Consider the following 4,220-nt stretch of genomic DNA (forward strand, 5'->3'; position numbering starts at 1 on the left):
GCCGAGCGACGCCAGCGTCCTGGTCGAGTCGGTCTTTTCCTCCGGCGCGCCGTCATGGCTGGCGCTCGCTGATGACCGTCCGCCGCCATGCGGATGCGCCGCATAGGCATGCGCGCGTCGACCACGGGCGGCGAACCCGCCGAGAAGGGCGCCCGCGGCGACGCCGCCCAGAAAGCCCCCGAGGCGGAAGCCAGCCTGCGCCGGCGCGGCGTCCGCCAGCCATGTCAGCGGCATGAATGTCATCGCCAATATCGCTGCGCGTGTGACTGCTTTTCGCGATGTCATGGCCTTTCTCCCAAAGCCAGTCGAATATTCGGCTCGAAGCCGGCGGCGAACCCGGATCAACGTCCTCTTCTCGAACGAGTCTTTTCCGTTTCGGACGCCGTCAGCGCGGTCTTGATCTGTTCAATGATCAGGTCGGCGAATGCGACATTGTTTTTCTTGGATAGTTGATAGCTCGCCGACAGGGTGTTCCGGAGATCCTGATTGTCGCCGCAACCCGACTGATATTCGAGGCTGCGCAATTGCGGCTCGCTCGGCGACTCGTCGCGACCCCAATCCCAGACCCAGAAATCGTAATAGCGATTGGTCTTCCAGACCGTCGTTCCATAGCGCAGGCAGATGAGCTGGGTGGTCAGGCGGCGCGCCTTGACCGTCTTCGTCGCAGGATCGACCTTGCCGTAGAATTTCTCGAGGCGGTCGACTTCATCCTTGCTCAGCAATGGCTGGCCATCGGGACCGGAGGCTTCCCCGGACGCCGCCATTTCGGCGAGGAGATGCCCCGCGGCGAATTCGTAAAACGGATTGCCGTCCTCGTGGAGGGGACTCGCCTTCACCGAGAGATTGATCGCGCGATAGGCGTATTTCATCGCCGTGATCGGGTCTTTTCGTTCGACTCCGGACGAGCCTTCGCGATAGGCGCGCGCAAGGCTCAGCGCGGCGCGCGCCGAGCCCTGGCTGTTCGCGCGCTCCCACAAGCGGATCGCTTCGGCGTCGCCATTCTCCGGCTTCACCAGCACGTGACCCAGCCGGAGCCGTTCCGCGAATTCGACTTCAGCGTCCTCGTTGCCGCCATAGGCGGCAAAGCGCCAGTAGCGTTCGGCCAGCTCCGGCTGCGGGCTTGACGCGCCCCAGCCATGTTCAAGCATCAGAGCGACGTCGCGCTGGGCGACCGGGTTATTGGCTTCGGCGGCGCGCCCGAACCACAACAAGGCCAAGGCCAGATTCGAATTCACGTTGAAATCCGGATCCGACGCATAGCCGCCTTCGATATAGACCTGTCCAAGCTCGATCTTGGCCGGAACCGAACCCGCATCCGCCGCATGTTGCAGGATTTCGACGGCGCGGCGCGGGTTCTTTATGACGCCATTGCCGTAGAGCAGCCGGCGCCCGACCTGGAAGGTCGCCGGCACGTAGCCCGCGTCCGACGCCTTCGCGAACCATTCATAGGCCTGCACGTCGTCGCGGGCGACGCCCTTGTCGCCGATTGCGAGACGCCAGCCCCAGGTGTGCATCGCCAGAGGAAAGCCTTGCTCGGCCGCTTTGCGATAGAGTTCATTGGCCTTTGCGTCGCTTTGCTCGACGCCGAGGCCATATTCGTGAATGACGCCCAGATTATAAAGGGCCGCGACATAACCCCGTTGCTGCGCGTCGTCATAGGCGAGGCGCGCCAGGCGGTAATTCTCCTCCTGGTCGTGCTTCTGCCGCGTCGGGTCCATGGAATTGGCCCGGGCCATATAGGCGCGGCCAAGGTTGAACAGGAAGCGCACCACGCGCGGGTTTTTCTCGATCGCGCTCTTGCAGGCGGCGATGGCCGCGTCCGGATCGGTCAATGCGGAAAAGTCGACGCCGGGAACTTCCGGCGGACGCGCGCGATCGGTGTCGGAGGCCGCCAGTTGGTCGCAGGGGTCCACTGGCCGCCGGCTCAGGGGGGCGGTCTGGACGGGAGCGTCCTCCGCGCTGTCCGCGGCGGCGACTTCCGCCCGGCGCGCGGCCTCCGCCGTTTCGCAGCCGTCGTACCGGCGGATATGCGCTTCGATATCCACCCGGCGCGGCTTGGCGCCCAGCCTCTCCCAGGCTTCCTTCGCCCCGGCGCATTTTTCGGACGCCATCTGGAAGCGGCGCTCGCCGATGGTGTCGACGAGATAAACATCGTCGGGTCCACCGGTGCGCGGGAAATAATCCGGCTCCTGCTGCCGGCCGTTCTTGCTCGCCAAGGCGGCGACGACCAGCCGCACGCGTTCGGCCAAATCGGTCAGGGATTGCCCCGGCCGGACAAGCTCCGCCCGCAGCACTTCGGTGAACAGGGAATTGCGGCGCCGGTCGGCGGCGCCAAAGCTCTCGACCGCCTGTTCGCCAAAGGAAGCGGAATAGAGCACCAGCAAACCGTCCCGGGTCTTGGAGAAAGGCACCAGCCGGCTACCGGACTCTGCCGAACGTCTCAAAATCTGTTGCGCTCCCACGTCCGCGCGCAGCATGTTCCGACAGGCGTCGAGGATCAGAAACACGGTCGCGGGCTTTTTGGCGCCTATCTTCTCGACAACTTCGTCAGCGGACACGCCGCCATTCGGAATTTCCTCGCTTTGATATTGATCGAGGAACTGCGGCATTTTCGCCTTGACGATATTCGTGTCCTTCTTCTCCGGTCCCGAAAGTTTCGATCTTGCGAAGGTTACAGGGCTCTTGGCGTCCCCCAGCAGGAGATAGTTGGCGCCGGAGCTTTCGACGCCGATTCCGTGGCCCGAGAAGAAGAACAGGACGAAATCGCCTTCCTTGACCGTGTTCAGGAACGCGTCGAACTTCTTGTTGAAATCGGCCTTGGAGCGAACATCGGTCAAAACGGTGATGTTTTTCGGGTCGAAGCCGACCTGTTCCAGATCATGGCCGAGGTCCTTGGCGTCGGAATTGGACCTGGTGAGGCTCTGGATCTCGCTGTCGCCGTAGCGCTCGACGCCGACAATGAAGGCGCGGCGGGTCGGCTCGTCGGCAAATGCGCGCGAGCCGACGAGCAAGAGCGCGGCGACACTCAAGAACAGACACAAAACCTTGTTCATGACGCACCCCAGACCGCAGCGCCCGGGTTCAATTTCTTAGCTCGGCAAAAACGACAAATAGCCTTGAAATATCCCGTTAATTTTAAACTTACCGCGCGGCTGTCTCAGGTCAATTGAATTCACCGTGATTCCCGTCGCGTTTTTCCGCGTGCAACGCCCGAAAAAATTCCATGAAATCCGGATATTACGGCAGGTCGCGAACCACACGGAAGCCCAGGAAGGGCAGGCGGCTCGACGCGAGATCGGATTTGCGCGCGGCGCTGCGCAGAAAAAGCGGATCATCCATCCAGCTGCCGCCACGATAGGCGCGCGAAAGGCAGTCGCCGCGGGTCTGCGCTGACCCATCCGCCGGCAGATTGCGCAGATCGGCGTTCCAGCAATCCTGCGTCCATTGCGCGACATTGCCGACGGCGTCGTAAAGGCCGAAGGCGTTCGGGCCGAAACGGCCGACCGGCAGGGTTTTCCTCGGCGCCTGGGCTTTCGGCCCTCCGCCGTAGGAAAGCCGCCAATCGTAATTGGCGCGGTCGGGATCGCTCGCCGCGCCAAACCAAAAGATCTGATCGGCGCAGGCGGCGGAGCGACAGCCGCGCGCGGCATATTCCCATTCCGCTTCGCTCGGCAGGCGGTAGGTCTTTCCGGTCTTTTGCGAGAGCCATTTCGCATAGGCGGTGGCGTCCGACCAGGACACGAAGATCACGGGCCGGTCGCCCTGTCCCCATCCCATATCGGTCGGCAAATATTGGCCGCAGCCGCCTTCCGCGACGCAGGCCAGCCATTCCGAGAAGGTCACGACGTCCCGCCCTATCGCGAAGGGGCGGGCGAAGGCGACGCGGCGTCTCGGCTCCTCGCTGGAATCATGCCCCGATTCATCTTTCGGCGAGCCGATGGAGGCGGTCCCGGCCGGCACGGCCACCATGACCGGGCAGGTCGGGCAATCCCGGAACAATTGGCCGCCGTCGCCAATGTCCGCGAGGCTCGGCGGGGCGTCCGCGATGACGGCGGCTCGCGCACCTGGCGAAGGCTCGGCCGGCGCCTTCGTTGGGGCGGATGGTTGCGCCTGCGGCGGCGTCGATGGGGAGGCGGACGGCGGCGTCGGGGCGGCCGGCGGCGGCGTTGGGGCGGCTGGCGGCGGCGTTGGGGCAGCTGGCGGCGCCTGCGGCGGCTCGG

At 64.3% G+C, this 4,220-nt stretch carries 2 protein-coding genes and 1 pseudogene; all 3 read right to left on the reverse strand.

The window, feature by feature from the left end; genetic code table 11:
- Window positions 1-345: pseudogene (locus ACE3S9_RS15775) on the reverse strand (hypothetical protein); the annotation flags it as partial.
- On the reverse strand, window positions 342-3,053 hold the full coding sequence (locus ACE3S9_RS15780; RefSeq protein WP_374547434.1) for a DUF2610 domain-containing protein: 2,712 nt from the start codon (window positions 3,051-3,053) through the stop codon (window positions 342-344). The pseudogene ACE3S9_RS15775 and the gene ACE3S9_RS15780, both read right to left, overlap by 4 nt.
- A 184-nt stretch (window positions 3,054-3,237) precedes the next feature.
- Window positions 3,238-3,999: a formylglycine-generating enzyme family protein gene (locus ACE3S9_RS15785; protein ID WP_374547435.1), complete on the reverse strand. Its 762-nt coding sequence runs from the start codon at window positions 3,997-3,999 to the stop codon at window positions 3,238-3,240.
- Window positions 4,000-4,220 lie beyond the last annotated feature (221 nt).

The sequence above is a fragment of the Rhodoblastus sp. genome (assembly GCF_041915505.1).
Taxonomy (GTDB): domain Bacteria; phylum Pseudomonadota; class Alphaproteobacteria; order Rhizobiales; family Beijerinckiaceae; genus Rhodoblastus.

Excerpts from the sequence above, each read along its gene's own strand:
- ACE3S9_RS15780 (WP_374547434.1), bottom strand. The coding sequence starts at position 3,053 with ATGAACAAGGTTTTGTGTCTGTTCTTGAGTGTCGCCGCGCTCTTGCTC.